Annotated in this window: 20 protein-coding genes; 9 read left to right on the plus strand and 11 right to left on the minus strand. The window is 75.9% G+C overall.

Annotated features, from left to right (window positions below; all coding sequences use genetic code 11):
- Positions 1–44: 44 nt before the first annotated feature.
- Positions 45–425: a hypothetical protein gene (locus tag WDV06_RS28280; protein ID WP_395512626.1), complete on the minus strand. Its 381-nt coding sequence runs from the start codon at positions 423–425 to the stop codon at positions 45–47.
- A gap of 176 nt (positions 426–601) precedes the next feature.
- Here WDV06_RS28280 and WDV06_RS28285 point away from each other — a divergent pair, with 176 nt between their 5' ends.
- Positions 602–1,342, plus strand: a complete 741-nt coding sequence (locus WDV06_RS28285) for a response regulator transcription factor (RefSeq protein WP_395512627.1) — start codon at positions 602–604, stop codon at positions 1,340–1,342.
- Positions 1,339–2,766 carry a HAMP domain-containing sensor histidine kinase gene (locus tag WDV06_RS28290; protein ID WP_395512628.1) on the plus strand — a complete coding sequence of 476 codons (1,428 nt, stop codon included), beginning with the start codon at positions 1,339–1,341 and terminating at the stop codon, positions 2,764–2,766. Before WDV06_RS28285 ends, WDV06_RS28290 begins: the two co-directional genes overlap by 4 nt.
- Here the strand turns inward: WDV06_RS28290 and WDV06_RS28295 are convergent.
- Complete coding sequence (locus tag WDV06_RS28295) at positions 2,763–3,407, minus strand: CBS domain-containing protein (protein ID WP_395512629.1); 645 nt, start codon at positions 3,405–3,407, stop codon at positions 2,763–2,765. The genes WDV06_RS28290 and WDV06_RS28295 overlap by 4 nt on opposite strands.
- A 25-nt stretch (positions 3,408–3,432) precedes the next feature.
- The gene (locus WDV06_RS28300; protein ID WP_395512630.1) at positions 3,433–3,897 is read right to left on the minus strand and encodes a Crp/Fnr family transcriptional regulator; all 465 of its coding nucleotides are present in this window, start codon (positions 3,895–3,897) and stop codon (positions 3,433–3,435) included.
- 207 nt (positions 3,898–4,104) lie between these two features.
- Here WDV06_RS28300 and WDV06_RS28305 point away from each other — a divergent pair, with 207 nt between their 5' ends.
- Both WDV06_RS28305 and WDV06_RS28310 read left to right on the plus strand, forming a co-directional pair.
- Entirely contained in the window at positions 4,105–4,572 is a 468-nt protein-coding gene (locus WDV06_RS28305; RefSeq protein ID WP_395512631.1) for a pyridoxamine 5'-phosphate oxidase family protein, read from the plus strand.
- Between the two features lie 100 nt (positions 4,573–4,672).
- Positions 4,673–6,352 (plus strand): SulP family inorganic anion transporter, encoded by a 1,680-nt coding sequence (locus tag WDV06_RS28310; RefSeq protein ID WP_395512632.1) that lies wholly within the window; start codon positions 4,673–4,675, stop codon positions 6,350–6,352.
- A gap of 178 nt (positions 6,353–6,530) precedes the next feature.
- On the opposite strand, the gene WDV06_RS28315 is transcribed toward WDV06_RS28310, so the two are convergent.
- The 5 genes from WDV06_RS28315 to WDV06_RS28335 all read right to left on the minus strand — a co-directional run bounded on the left by WDV06_RS28315 (position 6,531) and on the right by WDV06_RS28335 (position 11,178).
- The gene (locus tag WDV06_RS28315) at positions 6,531–7,511 is read right to left on the minus strand and encodes an SDR family NAD(P)-dependent oxidoreductase (protein WP_395512633.1); all 981 of its coding nucleotides are present in this window, start codon (positions 7,509–7,511) and stop codon (positions 6,531–6,533) included.
- Positions 7,512–7,733: 222 nt separating this feature from the next.
- Complete coding sequence (locus WDV06_RS28320) at positions 7,734–8,732, minus strand: PHP domain-containing protein (RefSeq protein WP_395512634.1); 999 nt, start codon at positions 8,730–8,732, stop codon at positions 7,734–7,736.
- Positions 8,729–9,622, minus strand: coding sequence for an SDR family oxidoreductase (locus WDV06_RS28325; protein WP_395512635.1), 894 nt, complete (start codon positions 9,620–9,622; stop codon positions 8,729–8,731). The genes WDV06_RS28320 and WDV06_RS28325 overlap by 4 nt, the downstream gene beginning before the upstream one ends.
- 35 nt (positions 9,623–9,657) lie before the next feature.
- Entirely contained in the window at positions 9,658–10,287 is a 630-nt protein-coding gene (locus WDV06_RS28330) for a flavodoxin family protein (protein WP_395512636.1), read from the minus strand.
- A gap of 660 nt (positions 10,288–10,947) precedes the next feature.
- A complete protein-coding gene (locus WDV06_RS28335; RefSeq protein ID WP_395512637.1) occupies positions 10,948–11,178 on the minus strand; it encodes a peptidoglycan-binding domain-containing protein in 231 nt (76 codons plus the stop codon).
- A 203-nt stretch (positions 11,179–11,381) separates the two neighbouring features.
- Between WDV06_RS28335 and WDV06_RS28340 the strand changes: the two genes are divergently transcribed.
- Positions 11,382–13,952 carry a polysaccharide lyase family 8 super-sandwich domain-containing protein gene (locus tag WDV06_RS28340; RefSeq protein WP_395512638.1) on the plus strand — a complete coding sequence of 857 codons (2,571 nt, stop codon included), beginning with the start codon at positions 11,382–11,384 and terminating at the stop codon, positions 13,950–13,952.
- Between the two features lie 134 nt (positions 13,953–14,086).
- A complete protein-coding gene (locus WDV06_RS28345) occupies positions 14,087–15,703 on the plus strand; it encodes a purple acid phosphatase family protein (protein WP_395512639.1) in 1,617 nt (538 codons plus the stop codon).
- A gap of 84 nt (positions 15,704–15,787) precedes the next feature.
- On the opposite strand, the gene WDV06_RS28350 is transcribed toward WDV06_RS28345, so the two are convergent.
- Positions 15,788–16,549 (minus strand): ABC transporter ATP-binding protein, encoded by a 762-nt coding sequence (locus WDV06_RS28350; protein WP_395512640.1) that lies wholly within the window; start codon positions 16,547–16,549, stop codon positions 15,788–15,790.
- 198 nt (positions 16,550–16,747) lie between these two features.
- Here WDV06_RS28350 and WDV06_RS28355 point away from each other — a divergent pair, with 198 nt between their 5' ends.
- Genes WDV06_RS28355 through WDV06_RS28365 form a run of 3 tightly spaced genes read left to right on the plus strand, consistent with a single transcriptional unit; the run spans position 16,748 to position 23,912 of the window.
- Positions 16,748–20,053 carry an FtsX-like permease family protein gene (locus WDV06_RS28355; RefSeq protein WP_395512641.1) on the plus strand — a complete coding sequence of 1,102 codons (3,306 nt, stop codon included), beginning with the start codon at positions 16,748–16,750 and terminating at the stop codon, positions 20,051–20,053.
- Entirely contained in the window at positions 20,050–22,956 is a 2,907-nt protein-coding gene (locus tag WDV06_RS28360; RefSeq protein WP_395512642.1) for a hypothetical protein, read from the plus strand. The genes WDV06_RS28355 and WDV06_RS28360 overlap by 4 nt, the downstream gene beginning before the upstream one ends.
- Positions 22,953–23,912, plus strand: a complete 960-nt coding sequence (locus WDV06_RS28365; RefSeq protein ID WP_395512643.1) for an ABC transporter ATP-binding protein — start codon at positions 22,953–22,955, stop codon at positions 23,910–23,912. Before WDV06_RS28360 ends, WDV06_RS28365 begins: the two co-directional genes overlap by 4 nt.
- Before the next feature lie 70 nt (positions 23,913–23,982).
- Here WDV06_RS28365 and WDV06_RS28370 read toward each other — a convergent pair whose 3' ends face one another.
- Positions 23,983–24,672, minus strand: coding sequence for a DUF4232 domain-containing protein (locus WDV06_RS28370; protein ID WP_395512644.1), 690 nt, complete (start codon positions 24,670–24,672; stop codon positions 23,983–23,985).
- 125 nt (positions 24,673–24,797) lie between these two features.
- Positions 24,798–25,282, minus strand: a 485-nt coding sequence (locus WDV06_RS28375) for an ABC transporter substrate-binding protein (protein ID WP_395512645.1), incomplete at its 5' end; no start/stop codon positions are given.

Raw genomic sequence — 25,282 nt, forward strand, 5'->3', positions numbered from 1 at the left:
CACCGTTATATACAAAAGACTATTGTGGTCGGCTGGGTATTTTTTTAATAAGAGACGGGGCCCCCCCCGGCCGCCGCCGGGGGGGGTGGGGGGGCGGCGGCGGGGCGCCGCACCCACCACACGGCCGTGGCCAGGACGAAGAGCGCCAGGGCCCACGGCAGCAGCCCGTCGCCGAGCTCCGCGTGGCGGCGGACCAGCGGACCCCGCTCGACGTGGTGCTCCAGCCACTCGCCCGCCTCCGTCGTCAGCGGCACGCTGACCAGCACCGTCAGCGCGAGGACCGGCAGCGCCGGGCCGAACCGGTCCGCGACGCGGGGGAAGCAGGTGCACACGATCAGGGCGAGGGCGGCCAGCGGGGCCAGGACCACGACGACGTGCACCAGGAGGATGTGCGCGGGCAGACCGTTGACCAGGTCGAGTCCCATGGTGCTCCTTCGGAGGATGCGGTGGGGCGGGCGGGGGTTCGCCAGGCAGCCTCACAGCCCAACCTCTGCGTACCCTCTGAAAACGGCCCGCGCACCGCCCGCGCCGGCGACTCAGAGGAAACTCAAAGGCGGCGCGTGCCCGGCAGGCCCGTCGGCCGGGGGATGCTGGAGGGGCCATGGAAGAGTCCCGTACGCCCCCACCCCCGCGCCGCCCGGACGGCCAACCGGTCCGGATCCTCGTCGTCGACGACGAGCCGGACGTGACCGACGTCCTCGCCTCCGCGCTGACCGCCGAGGGCTGGGAGGTGCGCACGGCGGCCGACGGCGCCGCCGCGATCGCGGCCGGCCTCGACTTCCGGCCGGACGCCGTGGTCCTGGACCGGATGCTGCCCGACACCGACGGTCTGCAGGTGCTCCGGGCCCTGCGGCGGGACGCGCCCCGCGTGGGCGTGCTCTTCCTGACCGCGCGGGACGCCGTCGAGGACCGGATCGCCGGGATCACCGCGGGCGGAGACGACTACGTCACCAAGCCGTACAGCCTGGAGGAGGTCCTGGCCCGGCTGCGCGGCCTGCTGCGCAGGACGGGGACGGTCGCCGAATCCGACGGGGCGCACCGGCTGACCGTCGGCGACCTCGCCATGGACGAGGAAGCACGGGAGGTCACCCGGGGCGGGGTCGTGATCGGTCTGTCCCGGACCGAGTTCGAGCTGCTGCGCTTCCTGATGCGCAACCCGCGCCGGGTGCTGTCCAAGGCCCAGATCCTGGACCGGGTGTGGGCCTACGACTTCGGCGGGCGCGCCCACGTCGTCGAGCTCTACATCAGCTACCTGCGCAAGAAGATCGACGCCGGGCGGGCCCCGATGATCCACACGGTCCGCGGGGTCGGGTACGTGCTGAAGCCGAACGGCACCCCGTGAGACGCCTCGCGCCCCGCACCCTGCGCGGCCAGCTCACCGCCGGGCTGGTCACCCTGCTCGCCCTGGCCTGCCTGGCCGTGGGCGTCACCACCGCCGTGGCGCTGCGGGGCTTCCTGACCGGACGGCTGGACGAGCAGCTCACCGCGTCCGGGGGCCGGTTCGCCGCCAGCCTGGAGCACGAGGCCGAACCCGACGCCGACAACCGCCCCGACACGCGCGGCCAGGCCGACGGGACCTTCGGGGCGCGCCTGCTGAACGGCGCCGTCACCCAGGCGGCCGTCGTCGACGACGCGGCCGACCGCTCCCTGACCCTCACCCCCGACGACCGGCGCGCCCTCGCCCGCGTCCCCGCCGACGGCCACGGACACTCCCTGCGCCTCTCCGGCCCCGGCCGCTACCGGGTGACCGCCGTGCGGGGCGACGACGGCGACGTCCTGGTGACCGGACTGCCCCTGCACCCGCTGGAAGAGACCGTCCACCGCGTCGAGGCGGTCGAGGCCGTCCTGTTCGGCACGGCCCTGGCACTCACCGGCATCGCGGCCGCCGCCTGGGTGCGCATCTCCCTGAGACCGCTGCGACGGGTCACGGCCCGGGCCGCGGAGGTGGCGGAGCTGCCCCTCGCGAGCGGCGAGGTCGCCATGCCGGGCCCGCTGCCCGACGCCGACCCCCGCACCGAGGTCGGCCAGGTCGCCGGCGCCCTCAACCTCATGCTCGGCCACGTCGAGGACGCCCTCGGCCGCCGCCACGCCAGCGAGGAGCGCCTGCGCCACTTCGCCGCCGACGCCAGCCACGAACTGCGGACCCCGGTCGCGAACATCCGCGGCCACGCCGAACTCGCCCTGCGCCACCGCGGCCCCGTATCCGGCGATGTCCGGCACGCCCTGGAACGCATCGAGGCGGAGTCCCAGCGCATGACCTCGCTCGTCAACGACCTCCTCCTGCTCGCCCGGCTGGACGCCGGGCGGCCGCTCGAACGCGCGCCGGTGGACCTCACCCTGCTGATCCTCGACGCGACGGCCGACGCCCGGGCCGCCGGCCCGGGCCACCACTGGCGCCTCGAACTCCCCGAGGAACCGGTCGTCGTCACCGGCGACGCCCGCGGCCTGCAGCAAGCGGTCGGCAACCTCCTGGCCAACGCGCGCACGCACACCCCACCCGGCACCGAGGTGACCGTCGCGCTCGCGACCGGACCGCAACGCGTGACCGTGACGGTGACCGACGACGGTCCCGGCATCCCCGACGAGCTCCGGCCCGAGGTCTTCGGCCGCTTCGTGCGGGCCGACCACTCCCGCTCCCGCGCGACCGGAAGCACCGGCCTCGGCCTCGCGATCGTCCACGCCGTCGCCACGGCACACGGCGGAACCGCCACCGTCACCAGCCGCCCGGGGCACACCGAGTTCCGCCTCACGCTGCCCCTCGCCTAGGCGGGGGCGCCGACGGTGCTGTCCAGCTCCATCCGGACGTCCACGACCCCCTCGACCGCGCGGATCGCCCGCGCGAGCAGGGGGACCAGGGCGCGGTCCCGTACCGGTCCCCGGACGGTGACGACACCGTCCTGGACGACGCAGTCCAACGCCGTGCCGGGCGTCAGCTCGGTGAGGACCGACAGGCGGATCTCCTCTTCGAGCTCTTCGTCGGGGCGCAGGAACACCTTCAGGAGGTCGCTGCGGCTGACCACGCCCTCCAGCATGCCCACCCCGTCCACGACGGGAAGCCGCTTGACGTGCCTGCGGGCCATGATCCGGGCGGCCTCCGCGACCGGCGCATCCGCGTGGACGGTGACGGCCGGACTCGACATGAGCTCCTCCGCGAGCACCCCGCCGGCCTTGGACGCCTCCTCCAACTGGTCGGGCAGCACGGGCTCGGTACGCCGGAACTCCTCCTTCGGCAGGAGGTCCGCCTCCGACACGACACCCACCACCCGGCCCTCGCCCTCCAGTACGGGCACCGCGCTGACCTTCCACTGGTGCATCAGCTCGACGATCTCCTTGTACGACGCCTCGCGGCCGATCGCGATGGCGGTGTGCGTCATGACGTCACTGACGGTGTAGCGGGACGCGGACATGACGGGCTCCTCGGGTCTGCGGTGGTCAGAGGTAGCTGCCGCTGCCGTACGGCGCGTACAGGTCGAGCAGACGGACCCGGGCGGCCTGGAGCCGGTGGGCGAGGACCTGCCCGACCCAGTGCCCGACGGCCGAGCCGAAGCCCGGGTCGGCGTCCATCAGCACCCGCACCGGCTCGGCCTCGAACTCGTACGCGCGTACGGGAGTCATGGCCTCGGCGCTCAGGCGCCAGGTGTGCGGCATGAAGAGCCACGAACAGCCGACGAGCTCGCCGGCGCCGAGGTGCTCGATGACGGCCGCGCGCCGGCCGGGCACGTGGACGTCGAGGGTGACGGTGCCCGACCGCACGATCCAGAACCGGTCGGCGTGGCCGCCTTCACGGAAGATGCGGGTCCCTTCGGCGAAGTTGACCTCCCGGGCCAGCTCCATCAGGCGCGAGCGGTACGCGGCGGGCAGCGCGGTGGCGACGCGGGTGCGGGAAAGAGTGCTCATGGACGGCCTCCAGGTTCGGGTCCGCCTCCAGTCTTCGCGGGCCGGTGCCCTCCCGGGAGGGGCCCTGTGGTCCCCTCCCGGGCCCGACCGGCCCATGCCCCGGTGCCGCCGTGCCGGGGATCCTGGCAGCGGACGGCCGCACGACACGGCCGCCCCTCCCCCTCGTAGCACGACGCTCATCGTCCCGCCCGACCGAAGGTGTCCATGATGAAGAGCCGTTCAGCCGGCCGGACCGCCGGACCGCCCGCCGCCGGACCCGTACGCCGAGCGGAGGGGATGCAGGCGGCCGAGGCGCTGGCACTCCTCGACACGGTGGACGTGGGCCGGGTCGTCTTCACGCGCGACGCCCTGCCCGCAGTGCGCCCGGTCAACCATGTCGTGGACGGCGGAGAGATCGTCATCCGCGTGCAGGACGACTCGACCCTGGCCGCGCTCCTCGGCGTCCACCCCGGCACGGGGGTGGTCGTCGCCTACGAAGCCGACTCCATCGACCCCGACGGCCACCTGGGCTGGAGCGTCACCGCCACCGGCTACGCCACCGCCGTGACCGAGCCCGACGAGATCGCCCGCTACGCCCGCCTCCTGCGCCCCTGGGTCGCGGGCACCGCCTCCGGCGCCATCCGGATCAGACCCGACCTCGTGACCGGCTACCGGCTGGGACCGGGCGGCCCGTAGGGGTGCCGAGGCCGCGGGTCCACGCCTCCGGCGCCCGCTCGCGCCACGATGATGCGGCACACGACGCGCCGCCCGCCCCCTGTGAGCCCCCGGAGGTGCCATGCCCACGTACGGACGGGCCGCCATGGTGCCGCCCGCCTTCCGCGGGTACCGAAGGACCTGGCTGCGCGGCGACCTCCTGGCCGGGGTCACCGTCGCCGCGTATCTCGTCCCCCAGGTCATGGCGTACGCCGGCGTGGCCGGCCTGCCCCCGGTCACCGGCCTGTGGGCCGCGCTCCCGGCGATGCTCCTCTACGCGCTCACCGGTTCCTCCCGCCTGCTGTCCGTCGGCCCGGAATCGACCACGGCCCTCATGACCGCCGTGGCCGTCGGCCCGCTCGCGGCCGGCGACCCCGTCCGGTACGCGGCCCTCTCCGCGGCTCTGGCGCTCGTCGTCGGACTCCTGTGCGTCCTGGCGTGGGCCGTCCGCCTCGGCTTCCTCGCCGACCTCCTGTCGCGGCCCGTGCTCGTCGGCTACCTGGCCGGCGTCGCCTTCATCATGATCGTGGACCAGCTGCCCCGCCTCACCGGGACGCAGGGCGGCGGATCGGGGTTCTTCCCCGAAATCCTCACCTTCCTCCGCCATCTCGGCGGCGTCCACTGGCCCACGGCCTTGCTGGGCCTGGCCTGCCTGGTCCTCCTGTTCACCCTTCCCAGGCTCTGGCGGCCCCTCCCCGGGCCGCTCGTCGTCCTCGGCCTCGCCACGGCCGCGGTGGCGGTCCTCGCACTCGACGACCGGGGCGTCGACGTCATCGGCGCCGTGCCGACGGGCCTTCCGGGCTTCGCCCTGCCCCGGCCGGCCGACCTCACCGGGCTGGTCCTGCCCGCCCTCGGTGTCCTCCTGGTCGGCTACACCGACGTCGTCCTGACGGCCCGCGCCTTCACGCGCCGCGACGACCCGCACCCGTTGGACGCCAACCGCGAACTCCTGGCCCTCGGCGCGGCCAACCTGGGGGCCGGCTGCCTGCACGGCTTCCCGGTCAGCAGCAGTGCCAGCCGCACCGCCCTCGCCGAAGCCGCCGGAGCCCGCACCCAGTCGTACTCGCTCGCCGGCGCCGTCTGCGTGGCGGCCGTCCTGCTCTTCCTCGGCCCGCTGCTGACCCACACCCCAGCCGCCGCCCTCGGCGCGATCGTCGTGTACGCCGCCGTCCGTCTGGTGGAAGTGGGCCAGTTCCGCCGCCTCGCGGCCTTCCGCCGCCGCGAACTCCTCCTGGCCCTGGGCTGCACCCTCGGCGTTCTGGCGCTCGGCATCCTGCACGGCGTCCTGGTCGCGGTGGCCCTGTCCGTCATCGAACTGCTCGCCAGGGTCGCCCGACCCCACGACGCCGTCGAAGGCATGGTTCCCGGCCTGGCCGGCATGCACGACATCGACGACTACCCGACCGCCCACACCATTCCCGGCCTCCTCGTCTACCGCTACGACTCCCCGCTGTTCTTCGCCAACGCCGAGGACTTCCGCCGCCGCGCCCTGGCCGCCGTCGACGCCCAGCCCGGGCCCGTCCACTGGTTCGTCCTGAACACGGAGGCCAACGTCGAGGTCGACATCACCGCCCTGGACGCCGTGGAGGCCCTGCGTACCGAGCTCGTCGAGCGGAACATCGTCTTCGCCCTGGCCCGCGTCAAGCACGACCTCCGCACCCCCCTCGACGCGTACGGGCTCACGGCGGCGGTGGGCCCGGACCGGATCTACCCGACCCTCCCCACCGCCGTCGCCGCCTACCGCCGATGGCAGGACGCCTGACGCCGTTTGGACGGCACGGGGTTTCGGCCGTCCTCGGAGTGCCGGGTGTCGGCGAGGCCGGGAAGGGCGCCGCCCCGATGGGGGAGCGCGGCGAGTGCGGCGAACCGACGGGCCGACGGGGTGGCGCCCATCGTGGGTCGCAGGGGTACGGGCGCGTGCGCACGGACGGGCGCCCGGATCAGGGGGCTGCCGCGAAGCGGCCGGGCCCCGGGTCCGTGCCGGTGAGGTCGCGGCTGGCCGACCAGAGGCGTGCCGCGGTCGCGGTGTCGGCCAGGTGGCTCCAGAGGGGCTCGGTCCTCGGGACGCCGCGCAGCCCGAAGGCCCTGGGAGCCAGCATCCGGCCGCCGCGCACGTCCGGATCGAGTACGCCCCGGACGGCGGGCCAGGCGGCGGCGTCCTTGCCCTGGACCACCAGGCGGAGCGGAAGGTGCCCCAGGCGCGCGCCGGGGGTGCGGACGTGGACCGGCGGGCGCGAAGGCGTGAGCGAGTCGAGCGCGCCGCCGGGGTGGACCAGCACGCTCCGCGTCGTACTGCCGACGGCCCGCAGGCGGCGGTCGAGTTCGAGGGCGAAGAGCATCTGGGCCAGCTTGGAGCGGGCGTAGGCGCGTTTGGGCCGGTAGTCGTGCCTGCTCTGGAGATCGTCGAGGTCCAGCCGTTCGGACTTGGCGGCGAAGCTGCCGGTGGTGACGACGCGGCTCCCCGGGGCCGCCGCGAGCAGCGGGGCCAGGTGGTGGGTCAGCGCGAAGTGCCCCAGGTGGTTGGTCGCGAACATCAGCTCGTGGCCGTCGCGGGTTTCGCGGCGCGGCGGGTGGTCGAGCGCGACGCCGGCGTTGTGCACGACCGCGTCCAGGCGGTCCAGCCCGAGCGCCTCGACGGATGCCTTGAGCGAGGAGGGATCCGCCAGGTCGAGGGGCACGTACCGCACCGCGGCGCCGGGGACGCGCGAGCCGATGGCGGCGATCGCCGCCCCGGCCTTCGCCGCGTCGCGGCAGCCGAGGACGACCGTGGCCCCGGTGCCGGCGAGCTGCTCGGCGACGAAGTACCCGATGCCCGCGTTGCCGCCGGTGACCAGGAAGGTCTTCCCTTCGGCGCGAGGCAGCCGGTGGACGTTCCACCGCCCGGGCGGGGGTCCGGAGGGTGCGGCGGGTGTGGAGGGCATGAAGGGCTCCCGGAATCGGTGCGGCCGGCAAGGGCGGACGGGCGCGCCTTCCGTACCCGGCAGCCGCGCCCGGTGCCCACGCTCCCGGAGGCCGCCCACACCACACCGACAAAGTGCCGTCCCCGCCGACAGCCCGCCCACAGCACGCGGAGGCGGCACGAGCCCGTCGGCGACCAGGAGGCCCGGTGCCGCCCGGGCAGCCGAGCAGGTGCGGCGGGTACGTCACCGTCCGGTTCGGCTGTCCAGCAGCCGTCCGAGCGACCAGGTGGTGATCAGCCGGTCCGTCCCCAGACCGGTCCGGGCCGCGCGGGCGTAGCCCGTGCTCTGCCAGTGCAGCTGTTCGGGGGCATGGGCGTCGGTGTCCACGGCGAAGCGGCAGCCCGCGTCGGCGGCCTGCGCGAGCAGGTCGTCCGGCGGATCGCGCCGCTCGGGCCGGCAGTTGATCTCCACGGCGGTGCCGGACTCCGCGCAGGCGGCGAACACGGCCTCGGCGTCGAAGCGCGACTGCGGGCGGCCCCGGCCGGTGATGATGCGTCCCGTGCAGTGTCCCAGGACGTCGACGCGCGGGTTGCGGACCGCGGCCAGCAGGCGGGCGGTCATCGGCCCCGGATCCGAGCGGAGCTTGGAGTGCACGGACGCCACGACGATGTCCAGCCGGGCCAGCAGGTCTTCTTCCTGGTCGAGCGAGCCGTCCTCCAAGATGTCGCATTCGATGCCGGTCAGCAGCCGGAAGCCCGGCCCCAGCCTTGAGTTGACGGCCGCCACGGCCCGCAGCTGGCTTCTGAGCCGCTCCGGGCCGAGTCCGTGGGCGATCGTCAGCCGCGGGGAGTGATCGGTCAGAACGGCCCACTCGTGGCCCAGGTCGCGGGCCGCGGCGGCCATGTCGTCGAGCGGGCTGCCGCCGTCCGACCAGTCGGAGTGCAGGTGGCAGTCCCCGGTGGTCGCCGCCGCCAGCCGCCAGCCGGCCAGGGCGTCCGGGCCGGCTTCGGCCTGGAGGCGGACGAGGTAGGCCGGTACCGCGCCGGCCGAGGCCTGGGAGATCACCTCGGCGGTGACCGGTCCCACCCCGCGCAGCCGTCCGGCCTCGGCGGCGTCCACCGGGCCCGGCGGCAGGCCGCGGACGGCGTCGGCCGCCGTGTGGAAGGCCCGCACCCGGTACGGGGACGCCCCGCGCCATTCGAGGAGGAAGGCGATCCGGCGCAGGGCTTCGTCGGGGGTCACGGCAGGGGGGTTCCGCCGGTGGCGTTGACGATCTCGCCGGTGATGTACGAGGCCCGGTCGGAGGCGAGGAAGACGTAGGCGGGTGCCATCTCCGCGGGCTGCGCGGGCCGGCCCAGCGGTGACTGCCCGCCGAACTCCGTCGGGTCGGGCATCGTCGCGGGGATCAGCGGGGTCCAGACCGGTCCCGGCGCGACGGCGTTGGCCCGGATGCCGCGCCCGGCCAGCAGCTGGGCCAGGCTGTGGGTGAAGGAGATGATCGCGGACTTGGTCATGGCGTAGTCGAGGAGGTGCGGACTGGGCTGGTAGCCCTGGACGGAAGCCGTGTTGATCACCGAGCCGCCGCGCGGCATGTGGGCCAGCGCGGCCTTGGTGAGCCAGAACATCCCGTACAGGTTGGTCTTCATCACCCGGTCGAACTGTTCGGTGGTGATCGCCTCGATCCCGTCGGGCTGAGACATCTGGTAGGCGGCGTTGTTGACGAGCAGGTCGATGCCGCCCAGCTCGTCCACCGTCCGGTCGACGAGGGCGGTGCACGCGTCCTCGTCGCGGATGTCGCAGGCGACGGCCACGGCCGTGCGGCCGGCCTCGCGGACCAGGCGCACGGTTTCCTCCGCTTCGTCGGCTTCCTCGGGAAGGTGGGTGAGGACGACGTCGGCGCCCTCGCGCGCGAAGGCCAGGCAGACGGCCCGGCCGATCCCCGAGTCGCCGCCGGTGACCAGCGCCCTGCGGTCCTTGAGCAGGCCGTGGCCCCGGTAGGTGTCCTCGCCGTGGTCGGGGCGGGGGTCCATGGCCCCGGTCGAGCCGGGGTGGTCCTGGTCCTGCTCGGGGAACGGAGGACGGGGGTGCAGCGATACCGGATCGGTGAGGCGGTTCCGGTCGTGGGAGGGCATGACGGTCTCCTTCCGGCACGGTCGGGAGCGGGGAGTCAGGACGAGGGCGGGTAGGCGGCGGTCTTGAGCCGGCGCGCCGGGTGCGCGGTGTTCGCGGCCAGGGTCCGGGTCGTGGCCGCGGTCTTCTCGGGAGTCTTGTCGAGGTCCTGGTAGTCGGTGCCCTGCATGGCTTCGCCGACCCAGTAGGCGACGGCGTTCGGGGCGAGGGAGAACCCGACGTCGTCGAGGCCCTGGAAGAGGTCGGCGCTGACCTTGTGGGCGCCGTCCTCGTTGCCGACGACGCACACGGCGGCGGCCTTGCCGTAGGTGAGCACGCGGCCCTCGTCGTCGCTCTCGCCCAGTTCGGCGTCGAGGCGTTCCAGGACGCGCTGGGCGAGGCTGGAGGGGTGGCCGAGCCGGATGGGCGTGGACAGGACGAGCATGTCGCAGCCCGTGATCGTGCCGCGGATCTCCGGCCAGGCGTCACCGTCCCCCATGTCGGTCCCGACGCCGGGTGTGACGTCGTGGTCGGCGATCCGGATCACTTTCCCCGTGACGCCGTGATCGGCCAGGGCCGCCATGGCCTGCTCCGCCGGCAGCTGCGAACTGGACGGCTTCGGCGACGGCGCGAGCGTGCAGACGAGCGCGACGGCGCGCAGCGGCGTGGTGTGGGTCGTGGTGTCCATGCGCTGCGGCTACCCGGAAGTCGGACACGCAAGCGGGGTTCCCGCCCGGTCGGGGTGGACGGGCAGGCCCAGGGACGCGACGACGGGCCGGGGAGGGGGAGTTGGCCGTGTCCGCCCGGGGCGGCCCGCCAGGGACGGGTCCACGCGCGCACGGTGTCGACGACGCCCGTCCCGGGGCGAGAGCGGTGACCGCCCGGGGGCCGTCGTCGACGTGGACCACGAGGCGGTCGGGCCGCGCCCCCGGGCCCGGGCGGCGACGTCCCTGACGGAGGCCGCACGGGGCCGGGGCGCCCGACCCCCGCTCCGTGCGGGATGTCCCCCAGGGGGACGCCGAGTCGGCGGGAGGCGCCGGGTGCAGGGCCGGAGGGCGTCGGCGGCGTCCTGGCAGCGCCGGATGCCCGCACCGTGCGTGTACGGGCCGCCTGGGTGGCGTGACCGGCGCCGTCGTCACCACGCCGGCCCGCCCGCGCCCGGGGCGGGCCGGACGTACCGCCGTGGCGCGGCCAGAGGGGCGGCCCGGTCGGGCCGGTCGGGCTCACCCCGGCCCGCCCCCTTCCTCCAGCCGATCCGGCTGCGGGCCCCGAGGTCAGCCGTGCAGGCGCGGCTGTTGGGAGGCGATGACCGCGAGCCAGACCTGCGGCTCGGCGATGCCGGTGGCGGTCATGCCGTGCGCGGACTGTTGGTGAGCAGGGCCTGCAACGCGGTCACGGCCTCGCCCCGGTCGCCGGGCCGTACGGTGACCACGAGCCGGGGCCAGGTCCTGGGACCGACCCGGCCGTCCGCGTCCAGCCCGCGTTCCCGCTGGAACCGCCGCACCGCGTCGACGGTCGCCGCGTCGACGGTCCCGGTGACCGCCACCGGGTGTCCGTGCGCGTTCAGCAGGCGCTGCACGGTCCTCGCCTCCCACCGCACGTCGCCGAGCCGGACCACCGGCCACGTCGGAGCGGCGGACGGCGACGCGGCCGGGGCGGAGGTGGGGAGGGGGCGACGGAGGAGTCCGAGGCGTGTCGGACCCGGCCCGCGGGGCGGCGCGCGTGGTTGGCTGGCTCAGGCGGCCGGGCGGACGGCCCGGCCGGGCGGAGGAGTCGGGGCCGGTGGACGTCACGCGCAGGCGGTTGCTGAACGCCCTGTCCTGCGCCGGCGTCCCCCCGGCCCTGCGGGGCCGCTCCGCCCCCGGCCACGGGGACGACGACGCCCCCTGCGCGCGGCTGCTGGCCAACCTGGCCGGCCTGCTCGCGGGTACCGCCGCGTCCAACCGCCGGCCCGAGACCCGGGAGCCGCTCCGCCTGCTGGCCCGGAGGGCGCGGGCCGACCTCGCCGCCATGGACCGGGCCACCGGCCGGGAGCTCTTCGCCGGGCTGCCCCTCGGCGACTCCGAGGCGCTGCTGGAGGAGTCGTACCGCAGGCTCTACGGGATCGCGCTGGCCACCGGGGTTCCCGGCGGCGCGGCGCCCGGCCCCTCCGGCGACGCGGCCGTGCGGCGGAGGGTCCTGCGGGGGCTGGTCCGCCTGTACGAGGAGCACTACGGCGACCGGGCCCCGGCGAACCACGGCAACTGGTTCCCGTGGGAGATCGGCATCCCCCGGCACGCCGGGCGGACCCTGGCGCTCCTCGCGCCGGAGGCCGCCGCGCTGTACCCGGGGCTGACGGCGGCGTACACGGCGGCGATGGACCGGCGGCTGGTTCACGGCGCGGACGGCGACGTGGACCTGGACTCGCGGTTCCACACCGCGGCCAACCTCGCCGACATCACCACCAACCGCATGGTGCAGGGGGCGCTCCTGCGTGACCCGGCCAGGATCCGCAAGGCCGTCGCCGACCAGCTGACGGTCCTCGCGCCCCTCGACCCGTACGCCCCGAGGCACGGGGTCACCGACGGCTTCCACCGCGACGGTTCGTTCGTGCAGCACGGCTGCGTCGCCTCCACCGGCTCCTACGGCACGGCGCTGCTCACACGCGTCGTGGAGGCGCTGTCCCTCCTCGACGGCACCGGTCTGGGGCCCGGGCCGGAAGCGGTGGAGGCCGTGGCGGGGTGGGTCCGGGACGGCTTCGCCCCGCTGGTCTTCGAGGGATGGATGACGGAGACCGTCAAGGGCCGGGCCCTCACCCGGCCGCAGGACGGCTACGCCGACACGCGGGCCGTGTGCGAGGCCGTCCTGGGCTTGTCCGCCCTCACCACCGGAGCCCGGGCGGGGGAGCTGCGGGCCTACGCCAGGCACCTGGGCGCCGCCTGCCGGGTCGACGGCGACCCGGCCGCCTTCGTCTCCCCGCTCTCCTTCGCGCGCTACGCCGACCTCCTCGACGACCCCGCGGTGCGGGCCGCGGACCTGGCGCCCCGGCGCGGCAGCTTCGCCTTCAACGCCATGGACCGGACCGTCCACCGGCGCCCCGGCTACGCCTTCGTCGTGGCCCGCAGCTCGACGCGGACCAGCAAGTACGAGTACCTGAACGGCGAGAACCTCATGCCATGGTTCCAGGGCGACGGGGCCCACCGCCTGTACCTGTCCGGCGAGGACCAGGGCCCGGGCCACGACCTCGGCCACTACGCCACCGTCTCCCCCTACGGCCTGCCCGGCGTGAGCGCCCCCGTCGAGCGCCGCCGCACCGTGCCCGAGCTGTACGGAGGCGCCCTGTACTACGACGACCCGTCGCACCCCCTGGCGTTCACGGCCTCCTCCGCGTCGCAGAACGCCTACGTGTACTTCCCGCGCGGCACGGCCGACTGGTCGGGCGGGACGGTCCTCGGCGCCTACGGCACGGCGGGAATGGTGCAGAGCGACGACGCCGCGTTCCGGGACCGGGCCCTGCTGCCGCCCGGCTTCACGGTGTACCGCGACGCGACGGCGACGAAGTCCTGGTTCCTCTTCGACGACGAGATCGTCGTCCTGGCGGCGGACGTCGGGGACCGCGCGGGCCGGGCGGTGACGACGACGGTCGACGCCCGCACGGCGCGTCCGGACGACCGGATCCTCGTCACCGGCGCCACCCGCGACGGCCGCCCCTACGAGGCACCCGGCGACGGAGCGGACCCGTGCGACCTGCGGTGGCTGCGGTACGCCGACCCGACCCGGGGCACGGCGGTCGGCTACCTCTTCCTCGACGCGCCCCCCGTGCGGGTCCGCGTGGACCTGGCCGCCGGCAGCCCGCGGGCGCTGCGCCTGGCCAACCCGGACGCCCCCGTCACCCGGCGGGTGTTCACGGCGGCCTTCGAACGGCCGGCGGGAGCGCCGCCGCTGCGGGCGGGGTGGGCCCTGGTGCCGAACGCCGACGAGGAACGGATGCGCGGGTACGGCCGGCGGGGCGGGCCCCTCCGGGTACTGGCCAACAGCGCCCGCCTCCAGGCGGTGGCGCACACCGGTCTCGGTCTGCTCGCCGCCAACTGCTTCGCTCCCGGCGCCCACGGGACCGCCGCCCTGCGCCTGGACGGTCCGGGCTCCGTGATCGTCGGCCACCGGCCCACGGGCGCGCCCCCCGGCACGGTACGGGTGGCCGTCTCCGATCCGACCAACGGGCGCCCCGCGGTGGGGGTGCTGCTGCCGGGCCGGTGGCTGCGGCCGGTGGACGGGGACCCGCGGGTCCGCGTACGCCGTGTCCGCACCGGTACCCGACTGGACGTGGACACCCGCCGGGCCTACGGCCGGAGCTTCACCGTCACGCTCCGGTGACCACACGCCCCGGCAGGCGTCCCGACGGCCTTCGACGGGGAAATTTTCGTTCAAGAGTGCCGTGCACCGGAATGGGCGCGGTCGATCACGCCTAGGGTTCACGCGGTCGGTTTCCCTCCGAGAGAAGGCGTGACATGTCGATTCCGCGCAGGACCTTACTGACCGGCCCGACCGCCGGTGCGGCCGCCGTCGTCGTCGGGGGCGGCGGAAGTGCCGCGGCCGCCGGGGGACCCGGGGCCGGCGGGACGCCGCTGCTGCAGCGCACGCCCAGCCGTATCGGGGTGCCCGGCGTGGCAGGGCTGCACCTCCAGTTCGGTGCCGATCCCGCCACCGAGATGACCGTCTCCTGGATCAGCCCCCAGTCCGTCCGGCGCCCGCGGGTCCGGCTCGGGTCGCCGGACGGAGGCTCCGGGCGGGTGGTCGACGCCGAGACCCGCACCTACCGCGACGGGCTCTCCCAGCGGGAGGTGTACGTCCACCACGCCCGCATCACCGGGCTGCGACCGGACACCGCCTACCTGTACTCGGCCGGGCACGACGGTGCCGCGCAGGAGACCGGGTCGTTCACCACCGCGCCGCGCGGCCGGGCCGCGTTCACCTTCACCAGCTTCGGCGACCAGGGCACGCCCAACCTGCGCCGGACCCTCAAGTGGCCCACCAAGGACACCCCGCCGCCCCTCGGCCCCTTCCCGCTCTACACCAGCACCCAGGGCGGCACCGAGGCGTCCGGCGACATCGTCGCCGCGGTGGAACGGGTCGGTCCGCTGTTCAACCTGGTCAACGGCGACCTGTGTTACGCGGGCGTGGCCGGAGCCATCGGCGAGGACCGCGTGGCGACCTGGGCCGACTGGTTCATCGGCAACAGCCGCTCGGCGCGGCTGCGCCCCTGGATGCCCTGCGTCGGCAACGGCGAGACCGAGAAGGGCAACGGCCCCCTCGGCCTCACGGGCTACCAGACCTACTTCTCCCTGCCCGGCGCGGCGACGGCCGCCGAACCCGAGACGCGGGGCCTGTGGTACGCCTTCACCGTCGGCGCGGTCCGTTTCGTCAGCCTGGCCAACGACGACGTCGCGATCGTCGACAGTGGGGACCTCTACCTGCGCGGATATTCCGGCGGCGCGCAACGCCGCTGGCTGGAGCGGGAGTTGAAGGCGGCACGGGCCGACCGGGGGATCGACTGGATCGTCGTCTTCATGCACCACCCGATGATCTCCAGCCACCGCAGCGGCGGCAGCGACCTCGGGGTGCGCCAGGAGTGGGGCCCGCTCTTCGACGCCTACGGGGTGGACCTGGTGCTCTGCGGCCACGAGCACTACTACGAACGCTCGCTGCCGGTCCGCGGCGCCCTGCCGAACGACGCCCGCACCCCGATCCCGGTCTCCACGGCCACCGACGTCGCCGACACCGGCAAGGGCACCGTGCACATGATCATCGGCGGCGGCGGCAACTTCGCCACCACCCAGGACGACCTGTTCGAGGAACCCAAGGGCCGGGTCGTGGTCGAGGTGAGCAAGGAACCGGAGGGCCGGCACCGCAAGCCGGTCTACCTCACCGAGGACGCCCCCTGGCGCGCCGTCCAGGACCGCGTCCACCCCCACGGCTTCGCCGCCTTCGACGTCGACCCGGGCACCCGCGGCAGCGGACGCACCCGGATGCACGTCACGTACTACACCTTCGACGGCCCCTACGGAGAGCTGACGCCGGTGGACACCTTCGTCCTGGAGCGCCCGCGCGCCGACGCCCGCCCCTGACCCCGCCTCCGCGGGGCCGCCGCCCCCGGAACCCGCCCCGTCCACCGGCCCGGCGTGGGCGCGGGGCGCGGCGCGGCGCCCGGCCTAGGCGCCGGCGGGGGGCGCGGCGTCCGGTCCGGGGGTGACGATGCGGCCGTCGCGCAGCTCCACGACGCGGTCGGCGAGTTCGATCAGGTTCGGGTCGTGCGTGGCGACCAGGATGGTGACCCCCTTGCCGCGGACCACCGCGCGCAGGAGCTCCATGATCGACCTGCCGGTCTCCAGGTCGAGCTGGCCCGTGGGTTCGTCCGCGATGATCAGATCGGGGTCGTTCGCCAGGGCACGGGCCACCGCGACGCGCTGCTGCTGGCCGCCGGAGAGTTCGCCGGGGCGCTGTTCCGCGTGGTCCGCGAGGCCGACCAGGGCCAGCAGGGTGCGGGCGCGCTCCTCGCGCTCCCGGGCGGGGACGCGGCGCAGCCGCATCGGTATGCCGACGTTCTCGGCGGCGGAGAGGACGGGGATCAGGCCGAAGGACTGGAAGACGAAGCCGATGCGGTCGCGGCGCAGGGCGAGCAGGCCCGCTTCGTCGAGGGACGCGAGGTCGGTGCCGTCGAGGGTGATCCGTCCCGCCGCCGGGGTGTCGAGGCCGCCGACGAGGTTGAGCAGGGTGGTCTTGCCGGAGCCGGACCGGCCCCGGAGGGCGGTGAGTTCGCCGCGCCGGACCTCGAAGGACACCCCGCGCAGGGCGTGGACGGCCTGCGCTCCGCTGCCGAAGCTGTGGCGGACGTCGTCCACCACCACGATCGGCCCGTCGCCTTCCTGCCCCGCCGCCGTGGCCGTCGCCGTCGTGGGTCGATGGGCCGTCATGAGATGTGATCCCCCGTGGAGTTGTCTGCGCGGCGCTCCCGGCCCCCTGCCTCCCCCGCCGAGGGCCGCTGTCGTTTTCTGCTCACATTTGCGCACCTGTCACATGCGTCGCGCAAGTCCCTTCCGCTCATGATCCGAATCTGACAGCATCGTCCGCTATCCGGTAGCGAGAGTCCGGACGGGGGAGGATCGGAACACGTGCTCGGCTTCGTCGTGCGCCGACTGCGCGGGCGATGGCCCCTCGCGGTCGCGGCACTGCTCACCGTATTGATCACCGCCACCGCGCTGACCGCGCTCACGGCCTTCACCCGCGGCGTGGCGCAGGAGGGGCTGCGCCGGGCGCTGACCGGCCCGGAGCGCTCGCGGACCACCGTCGTCGTCACCAGCGGGCAGCCCGTCTCCGCGCGCGCCAAGGACGACGAGGCGGTACGGGCCTTCGCGGGCGAGGTCTTCGGCAGGCTGCCGGTCTCCTCCGAGAGCATGGCCCGCAGCCGCTCCTACGGGCTCCCCGGCGCCGCCGCCCCGGGTCAGGACGCCCACCTGACCGTCCTCGCCGCGCTCGGCCGGGACCACGTACGGCTGCTCGCCGGAGACTGGCCCCGGGCCGCCACCGCCCCCGCCGGCGCCCCCGACCAGCCGCTCCAGGCGGCCGTGCCGCGCACCGCGCTCGCCCGCCTCGGCCTCGCCGAGTCCGCGCTGCCCGCTCCCGTCCGGCTCGACGACCGCTTCGGCGGCCCCCCGCTCACCGTCCTGGTCACCGGCGTCTACCGGGCCACCGACCCCGACTCCGGATACTGGCGGCTCGACCCGCTGGGCGGCCGGGAGATCCAGGTCGCCAGCTTCACCACCTACGGACCGCTCATGGTGGACGACACGGCCTTCACCACGGGCGGCATCCTGCAGGACTACCGCGGCACCCTCCTCACCCCGGACCTGCGCACGATCACCGGCGCGGAGGCCCGGGCCGTCCGGACCGCGGCCGGCCCCGCCGGAGCCGCCCTCAAGCGGACCACCTCCCTCCAGGCGGCCACCGAACTGCCCGAACTGCTGGCCCGGCTGGACTCCGGACTGCTGGTCGCCCGGTCCACCCTGCTCGTCGGCGCCCTTCAGCTCACCGTCCTCTCCGCCGCCGCCCTCCTCCTGGTCGCCCACCTCATGACGGTCCGCCAGGAACCCGAACGGATCCTGCTCACCGCCCGCGGCGCCTCCCGCCGGCGCCTCGGCGCCCTGGGCGCGGCCGAGTCCCTGCTGCTCGCCCTCCCGGCCGCCGTCCTGGCACCCCTGCTCGCACCGCCCCTGCTGCGCCTGCTCGGCCGCTTCGGACCGCTCGGACGGGTCCACCTGGAGGTCCCCGACACCTGGCTGGTCTGGCCGGTCGCGGCCGGCTGCGCCCTGGCCTGCGTCCTGCTCACGACCCTCCCCGCCGTCCTGCGCGGCGCCTCGGCCGCCGTCCTGCGCCGCGCCGGCAGCAGGCAGGCCCTGGTGACGGGCGCCGCCCGCTCCGGACTGGACCTGGCCGTGGTCGCCCTCGCCGTCCTCTGCCACCAGCAGCTGTCCCACTACGGGGGCACCGAGGCCGCCACCCCGGACACCGGCCCCGCCGACGGCGGGCTCGGCGTGGACCCGGTCCTCGTCGCCGCCCCCGTCCTCGCCCTGTGCGCGGGCACGCTGCTGGTCCTGCGACTGCTGCCGTTCGTCGCGCGGGCCGGGGGACGCCTCGCGGCCCGCGGCCGAAGCCTCGGCCCGGCCCTGGCCGGCTGGCAGCTCGCCCGCAGGCCCGGCCGGGCCACCGGGCCCGTGCTGCTGCTCGTCCTGGCCGTCTCCAGCGGGGTCCTCGCCCTCGGCCAGCACTCCGCCTGGTCCGCGTCCCAGCGCGACCAGGCGGACTTCGCGACCGCCGGCGGACTGCGGATCTCCGACAGCAGCATGTCCCCGATGGGACAGGGCGGACGCTACGGGGCCCTGCCGGGCGCGGACCGCCTCATACCGGTCGTCCGCCGGCCCCAGCAGCTGCCCGGCGGGGGCACCGCCGACCTCCTCGCGCTGGACGCCGTCAAGACGGGCGCACACGTACCCCTGCGCGCGGACCTGCGCGGCGGCCGCCCCATGCGGGAGCTGTTCGCCCCGCTCGCCGCGTCCGGCCCGGACCCCGGCGGCCGGACGGCGGCCGCCGCGCCCCCCGGCGTCACCCTGCCCGGCTCGCCCCGCCGCGTCGACCTCGACGTGACCGTACGGTCCGCCGGCACCAGCTGGGCCGCCGTGAGCCTGCTGCTGCGCGACCGGTACGGGGTGACCCACACGACACAGCGGGTCTTCCTCCCCGCCGACGGCGACGCCACCCTCCGGTTCCCCCTGGACTCCCTGACCGACGCCCCGATCGGCGCGGCCGCGACCCCGCTGGCGCTGGCCGCAGTCCAGCTCTCCTACGCCGGGGACGACGGCCCCGCCGGCGACGGCGCCGAACTGACCCTGCGCCGGATCGCCGCCTCCGACACCGCCGACGGCACCGCCGCCCCGGCCGCCGCCCCGGCCGCCTCCGCCGACGCCGCGGGCTGGCGGCTGGCACCGCCCACCGCGCCCCGCCGCTCGGGCAACCCCGTCCTGTCCCCGGCCGCGGCCGGCTCCACCGAGCTGCTGCGGCTGCGCTACTGGGGCGGGTTCGGCACCGAGAAGGGCGTCAACGCCCTGATGTTCCCCGCCCCCGCCGCCCCGGTCGCCCCCGCCGTCCCGGCCGTCGCCACCACCCGTTACCTGCACGCCGTCGGCGCCTCCGCCGGCGACACCGTGCACATCGCGGTCGGCGCGGTGACGGTCCCGCTGCGGATCACCGCCGCCGTGGACGCCCTCCCCGTGGCCGGACGGACGGCGCTCGCCGTCGACCTGGGCACCATCGGCCGCTTCCTCCTGGAAACCGCCGGACAGCAGCCGGCCCCGCCCACCGAGTGGTGGCTGCCCGCCGCCTCGGCCACCGACCCCGTCCCGGCCCGCGTCGCCGAGGCGCTCCGCGCGGGGGTGAGGACCGAGCACGTCCAGCTCGGCGCCGAGATGACCGCCGGCCTGCTGGACGACCCGCTGAGCGTCGGCCCGCAGAGCGCGCTGGCCGCCCTCGCCCTCACCTGCGCCGTCCTCGCCGCCATCGGCTTCGCCACCGCCACCGCCGCCGAACGGCGCGTTCGCGGCAGGGAGTTCTCGGTACTGCTCGCGCTCGGCACCCCCCGCCGGTCGCTGGCCCGGGCCGCCGCCGCAGAGGGGGGAGCCCTGATCCTCCTCGGGGCCGCGGTCGGGACCGGGCTGGGCGTCGCCCTCGTCCATCTGATGGCGCCCCTCGTGGTGCTCACCCGCGACGCGAACCGGCCCTTCCCGCCCGTACGGGTGGACATGCCGCTCGGACAGACCCTGCTCACGGCCGCCGCCATCGCGGCCGTCCCCCTGCTGTCGGCCGCCTTCGGCGGCCCCCGGGGCCGCGACATCGCCGCCCGGCTGCGCCCCGTGGAGGAGATGTGACCACCCCGCCGCCGTCCACGACCCCGGCCCCCGCCCCGCCCCCGGAGCACGCCGCCCCGCCGCCCCCACCCGCCGGCCGGTCCCTTCCGCGGCCCGCGCCGTGGGTCAGGACCCGGCTGCGGGCGGCCCGGCTGGGCAGCCTGCTCGCCGCCGTACTGGCCTTCGTCGCCGTGCTGCTGGCCGCCGCACTGCCGCGCGCCCAGGACCGGGGCGCCGACCGGGCACTGCGCTCCTTCCTCGAACGCGGCGGACCCGGCTACACCAGCCTGGTGGCGACCGCCCCGGCCCCCAGGACGGGGCAGGGCACCGGTCCCCTCGACGCGACGCGGGAGACCCTGCTCGCCCACACCGGAGGCAGCTTCCACGTCGACCCGGACGCGGTGGTGTACGGCACCTGGACCGTCAAGGGACGCGGGCTGCTGACCCCGGGACTCGACGCCCCGTCCGGGCTGCCGCCCGTGATGCGCCTGCTGTACGTGCGCAACTCCCGCGCCCACGTGCGGCTGGTGGAAGGGCAGTGGCCGGACGACGCACCCGCCGCGGGCGCGGCATCCGGCGCCGCCGGCACCGGCGACGGGCCCCCGCTGCGGATCGCCCTCTCGCAGCGGGCCGCCCGGACCATCGGCGCCGGCCTCGGGACAGTCCTGACGACCTCGCCCGTGCCCGGCGGCGGGCCCCGCGCGGAGGTCGTCGCCCTCTACACGGTCCCGGACGAGACCGAGGACTACTGGGTGGACCTGGGATGCCTCGCCTTCGCCTGCGAGTACCGCCGGGACGACAACATCTACTGGGGCGCCGACGCCCTCGTCGGCGCCGCCGACCTCCCCCGCCTGGACGGCTGGAGCTCCACTGCCGAGGACTTCTGGCGGCTCCCGGTGGAAACCGGCCGGCTGCGCGCGGACCGGCTCGGCGCCACCGAGCGGGACATCGCCTCGTACGTCACCGGACCCGTCGCCGCCGAACTCGTCACGCAGACCGGCCGGGACATGCTCCGCACCAACTCGCGGCTGCCCGGCCTGTTCGCCGAGGCCCGGGCACGCAGCCGGGCCGCCGCCCCGCTCGCCGCGATCGGACCCGCCGGAGTCGCCGGTGTCGCCCTGGTCGTCCTGTGCCTGGCCGGCGCGCTCGCCGCGGACCGCCGCGAGGCCGAACTGAGGCTGCTGCTCGCCCGCGGCGGCTCACGCGCCGGCATCGTCGCCCGGCTCCTCGGCGAGGGCGCCGTCACGGTGCTCCCCTCCGCCGCTGCGGCCACCGCCCTCGCCGTCCTGCTGCTGCCCACGCCCCGGATCGCGGCCTCACTGCTCTCCGCCGCGGCGGCGGCCCTGCTCGCGCTGCTCGTGCTCCCGGTGCGCGCGGCCGTCCTGCTCACCCCGCCGCGCCCGGCCGCGCGGTGGCGCCGTCCCGTGGCCGAGCTCCTGGTCCTGGCCGCCACCGGCGCCGCCGTGTGGGAGGTGCGCCGCCGCGGGGTGGGCCCCGCCGACGGCGACACCGACCCCCTGCTGATCGCGGCTCCGCTGCTGCTCGCGCTGTGCGGGGGACTCCTCCTGGCCCGGCTCCTGCCCCTCCTGACCGGAGGGCTCGCCCGGGCCGCCGGCCGCAGCCGCGGACTGGTCGGCTTCCTCGGGCTGGTGCGGGCCGCGCGGGGTCCCGGAGGCAGGCGCGCCGGCGCCCCCGGCCGCGGCCGGACGGGCCCGTCCGTCCTGCCGCTCGTCGCACTGCTCCTGGCCGTCACGACCGGCGGGTTCGGCGCGGCGATCACGGACTCGGTGGACGCGGCCCGCGTGCGGGAAGCGCACCGGATGATCGGCGGCGACGCGTCGGTCTTCCCCGTCGGAGCGGGGGCGCTCCCCGACGGGCTCGTGAAGGCCGCCGGCGAACTCCCGGGCGTGCGGACGTCCGTGGCGCTGTGGACCGACGACGACTCCCTCGTCCTCGGCACCGCCGAAGGCCGCACCCGCGTCACCCTGGTCGTCGCGGAGCCCGCCGCGTACGCGGCCCTGTCCCGCTCCCTCGGCTGCGGTGCCTTCGACCCCGCCGTCCTCGGGGCGGGAGGGGACGGCAGCGCCGACGCCCCGGCGCCGGTGCTGTTCACCGCCGGACTCGCACGCAAGGCCGGCCCCGGCGCCCACACCCTGCGGCCGGGCACGGGAGGGGAGCTGCGGGTACGGGCCGCCGGCACGATCGGCTGCACCCCCGCCCCCACCGGCCCCGGAGGCGAGACCGTCGTCCTGCCGGCGGGCCCCGCGACGGCCCTGGTCCGCGGCGGCGTCCGCCCCAACCTGTGGCTCGCCCTCGGCTCCGTCGACGCGCAGCGGCTGCGCGCCCTGGCACGGGCCGCCGGCCCCGCCCCGTCGGCGGCGCCCCCGGCCGCCGCGTCACCGGCCCCGGGCTCCGGGCCGCAGCGGGCCGGTGAGCGGTACACGGTGCGCACCAGCACCGAGTACGCGGCCGAGCTGGGCTCCGACCCGCTGCAGCGCTCGGCCGAGCGCCTGTTCCGGTCCTGCGTGGCCGCCGCGGCCGGCTTCGCCCTGCTGGCCGTCCTGCTGACGCTGCTGCGGACCGTCCCCGAACGGGCGGCGCTGCTGGCCCGGCTGCGCACCATGGGGCTGCGCCGCCGCCAGGGCGTGGCGCTGATCCTCGCCGAGTCCCTGCCGCAGACCGTCGCCGCCGCGCTGGGCGGGGCCCTGGTGGCGGCCGCCGCGGTGGCCCTGCTGGGCCCGGCGATGGACCTGTCCATCCTGGTCGGCACCAATGCGCCGACCGGGGTGCGGCTCACCGCGGGGCCCGTGCTGGCACCGGCCCTGGGCCTGGCCGCCCTGGTCGCCGCGGCCGTGTTCGTCGAGGCGGCGACGTCCGGGCGACGGCAGATCACCACCGAGTTGAGAGCGGGAGACCAGCGTTGAACACCGAGCAGCCCACGTACGAGGAACTCCGCCGCAGGGCGACGGCGGCCGCGGCGCCCCGCACCCCCGCGGTGGACGCCGCCATCACCTGCGACCGCCTGGTGCGGATCTTCAGCACGGACGGCGTCGAGGTGCAGGCCCTCCAGGGGCTGGAGCTGACGGTCGCCCAGGGCGACCTGGTGGCCCTCGTCGGGGCCTCGGGCAGCGGCAAGTCCACCCTGCTGAACATCCTGGCGGGTCTGGACGTCCCGACCGCGGGGAGCGCGGCGGTCGCCGGCTACGACCTGCTGGAGCTGTCGGCGCGGGACCGCTTGCGCTACCGGCGCGAGGCGGTCGGGTTCGTCTTCCAGCAAACGGCCCGCAACCTGCTGCCGTTCCTGACGGCCGCCCAGAACGTGGCGCTGCCCATGCAACTGAGGTCGGGAGGCGCCCGTCGCGGAGCCCGCGCCCGCCAGGCCGCCCGGGCCGCGGAGGTGCTGGACGCCCTCGGGATCGCCGACCTGGCCGACCGCCTCCCGGCGCAGCTGTCGGGCGGCCAGCAGCAGCGCGTGGCCATCGCCGTGGCGATGGCCAACGACCCGAGGGTGCTGCTGGCCGACGAGCCCACGGGCGAACTGGACTCGGAGACGGCCGCGGCGGTCTTCGAGGCTTTCCGCACCGTGAACAAGGAGCTCGGCGTGACGGTGGTCATCGTCACGCACGACCCCATGGTGGCGGGCGAGGTCCGCCGGACGGTGGCGATCCGCGACGGCCGGACCAGCAGCGAGGTCCTGCGCAGCCTGGTCACCGACGAGCACGGCGAGGAATCGGTCAGCGAACGCGAGTACGTGGTCCTCGACCGCTCGGGCCGCGTCCAGCTCCCGCAGAAGTTCCTGGCGGCCCTGGGCATGGAACACCGCGTGGCGGTCGACCTGGCCCCCGACCGCATCGAGCTGCGCCCCGACGGGGGCCGGTGACCGCCACCGGCCCCCGTCGCGCGGCGCGGCGAACCGCTGTGCGCCCTCCGCCCCCCCGCGGCCGGGGCCGCTAGCGGAGGGTGTCGAACGAGGCGCGGGCGCTGAAGTGGTACAGCCCGACCTTGGGGCGGGCGACGGTTCCCGGGGTGGCGAGCGGGAGGCTGGTGCTGTCCGCGTTCGGCATGTGGCTCGGGTCGGCCAGGACGTGGATCTCGTCGGCGACGGGCCCGGAGCCCCCGGCCGGGTTGAGGTCCACCGCGGCGTAGGCGGTGGCCCCGGGCCGCACCGGGTGGGCGGGGGCGCCGCCGAGGCCGTCGGGGGCCGTCGCCTGGACCCCGAGGGTGGAGCCCTTGGCGCTGAAGCCGACGGCCGGGTGGAAGTCGAGTCCGCAGGCGGTGGAGGCGTTGTTGGTCACCGTGATGACGCGGACGGTCGCCGGGAGGCCCTGCGGCGCGGTGACCTTGACCGTGAGGTTGCGTGCGGAACAGGGGTGGGTGTACGCGTAGGCGTCGTCTTCGGTGCCCTTCGCGTCCGGCGCGGCGCTCGCCCCGGACGCCGGGGCCGCGGTGCCGGACGGCGCCGCGGTCGGGGTCGGGGTCGGGGTCGCGGTGGGAGCGGCGTCGGAGGCCGCCGCGCCACGACGGGGCGCCGGTGGCTCCTGCGCCCCGCCCGCGGAGCCGGAGCCACCGCAGGCGGTGAGGGTCAGGGCGAGCCCGACGAGGGCGGCCAGGGCCGTGGACCGGCTCCGGTGGAGGTGCATGAGGGAACTCCCCGTGTGTCGTGCGTGTGGGGCGGAAGCCGCCCGGGCGTGATCCACTATGGCCCGGGCGGCCCCTCACGCGGGCATCCGCGCCGGACGGCTCGTCACATGGGGTTGAACGGCGGTTACTTGGCGGCCAGTCCGGCGTCGGAGACCTCGGGCTTGCCGGCGGCCTTGAGGACCTTGTTCAGGAGCGAGAGGTCGTAGATGCCGGCCAGGTCGGGCTTGTCGAGCAGCTTGGCCTTCACGGCCCAGTCGGACTCGGTCTTGAGGGTGGAGGCGAGCGGGTCGTCGGTGACGAGGATGGACTGCCAGGCGGGGTCGAGGACCTTGGCGTCGAGTTCCTTGCCGCTGTCGGCCTTGAGCTTGGCGTTGGCGGAGGCCTTGGCCTTGTCGGGGTTGGCGTTGATCCACTCGTTGGTCTTGACCGTGCCGCGCAGCACGGCCTCGACGACGTCGGCGTGTTCCTTGAGGAACTTCTGCGACACGATGACGTTCGTGATCACGAACTTCTTGTCGGGCCACAGGGAGGTCTCGTCGAGGAGGACGGAGCCGCCGTCGGAGACGAGCTTGGAGGCGGTGGGCTCGGGGACCCAGGCGCCGTCGATGG

It is taken from the genome of Streptomyces racemochromogenes (genome assembly GCF_044129415.1).
Classification (GTDB): domain Bacteria; phylum Actinomycetota; class Actinomycetes; order Streptomycetales; family Streptomycetaceae; genus Streptomyces; species Streptomyces racemochromogenes_A.

Excerpts from the sequence above, each read along its gene's own strand:
- WDV06_RS28280 (WP_395512626.1), bottom strand. The coding sequence starts at position 425 with ATGGGACTCGACCTGGTCAACGGTCTGCCCGCGCACATCCTCCTGGTG.
- WDV06_RS28285 (WP_395512627.1), top strand. The coding sequence starts at position 602 with ATGGAAGAGTCCCGTACGCCCCCACCCCCGCGCCGCCCGGACGGCCAA.
- WDV06_RS28295 (WP_395512629.1), bottom strand. The coding sequence starts at position 3,407 with ATGTCCGCGTCCCGCTACACCGTCAGTGACGTCATGACGCACACCGCC.
- WDV06_RS28300 (WP_395512630.1), bottom strand. The coding sequence starts at position 3,897 with ATGAGCACTCTTTCCCGCACCCGCGTCGCCACCGCGCTGCCCGCCGCG.
- WDV06_RS28305 (WP_395512631.1), top strand. The coding sequence starts at position 4,105 with ATGAAGAGCCGTTCAGCCGGCCGGACCGCCGGACCGCCCGCCGCCGGA.
- WDV06_RS28310 (WP_395512632.1), top strand. The coding sequence starts at position 4,673 with ATGCCCACGTACGGACGGGCCGCCATGGTGCCGCCCGCCTTCCGCGGG.
- WDV06_RS28315 (WP_395512633.1), bottom strand. The coding sequence starts at position 7,511 with ATGCCCTCCACACCCGCCGCACCCTCCGGACCCCCGCCCGGGCGGTGG.
- WDV06_RS28325 (WP_395512635.1), bottom strand. The coding sequence starts at position 9,622 with ATGCCCTCCCACGACCGGAACCGCCTCACCGATCCGGTATCGCTGCAC.
- WDV06_RS28330 (WP_395512636.1), bottom strand. The coding sequence starts at position 10,287 with ATGGACACCACGACCCACACCACGCCGCTGCGCGCCGTCGCGCTCGTC.
- WDV06_RS28345 (WP_395512639.1), top strand. The coding sequence starts at position 14,087 with ATGTCGATTCCGCGCAGGACCTTACTGACCGGCCCGACCGCCGGTGCG.
- WDV06_RS28350 (WP_395512640.1), bottom strand. The coding sequence starts at position 16,549 with ATGACGGCCCATCGACCCACGACGGCGACGGCCACGGCGGCGGGGCAG.
- WDV06_RS28370 (WP_395512644.1), bottom strand. The coding sequence starts at position 24,672 with ATGCACCTCCACCGGAGCCGGTCCACGGCCCTGGCCGCCCTCGTCGGG.